Below are 792 nucleotides of genomic sequence, written 5' to 3' on the forward strand. Positions count from 1 at the left end.
CCGTTGCGCTCCACCCCGGCCTCGCGGCTCATGGCGGCGCGCAGTTCGGCCAGCGCCGGGGCCGGCAGGTCGGGCGTGGCCTGCGGCTTGACCAGCCGCGCCGTCGACGCGACTTCCTGGGCGGCGGCCACGCCGGCGCGCGCGCCGAAGGCGGCCGCTTCGAGCAGGGAGTTGGAGGCCAGGCGGTTGGCCCCGTGCACGCCGGTCGAGGCGCATTCGCCGACCGCGTAGAGGCCCGGCAGCGAGGTGCGTCCGTCCGCGTCGGCGGCGATGCCGCCCATGTGGTAGTGCGCCGCCGGCGCGACCGGCATCGGCTGCACGCGCGGATCCAGGCCGGCGCGCAGGCAGGCGGCGTAGACCGCTGGAAACTCGTGCGGGAAGGCCTGGCCGACCGCCTTGGTCGCGTCCAGGAAGGCGCCTTCGCCCGACAGGGCCTGGCGGTGCACGGCGCGGGCGACCACGTCGCGCGGGGCCAGGTCGCCCAGCGGGTGCACCGCGCCCATGAACGGCCGGCCGGCGCCGTCGACCAGCACCGCGCCCTCGCCCCGCAGGGCCTCGGTGGCCAGCGGCGCGGGATCGAGGCCCACGTCCAGCGCGGTCGGGTGGAACTGCACGAATTCCGGATCGGCGATCTCGGCCCCGGCCAGGGCGGCCAGGCCCAGGCCCTCGCCGCGCACGGCGGCCGGGTTGGTGGTCACGGCGTAGAGGCCGCCGACGCCGCCGGTCGCCAGGATGGTGGCGGGCGCGGTCACCTCGATCAGCCGGCCGGCGCGCTCGACCAGGGCGCCGCGG

General features: G+C 78.3%; 1 protein-coding gene. It reads right to left on the reverse strand.

Annotation, left to right across the window (positions count from 1 at the left end):
• Positions 1-792 (reverse strand): FAD-binding protein (locus G3573_RS21740; protein ID WP_163263695.1); only part of this gene is annotated, 792 nt, incomplete at both ends.

It is taken from the genome of Caulobacter sp. 17J65-9 (assembly GCF_010975005.1).
Lineage (GTDB): Bacteria > Pseudomonadota > Alphaproteobacteria > Caulobacterales > Caulobacteraceae > 17J80-11.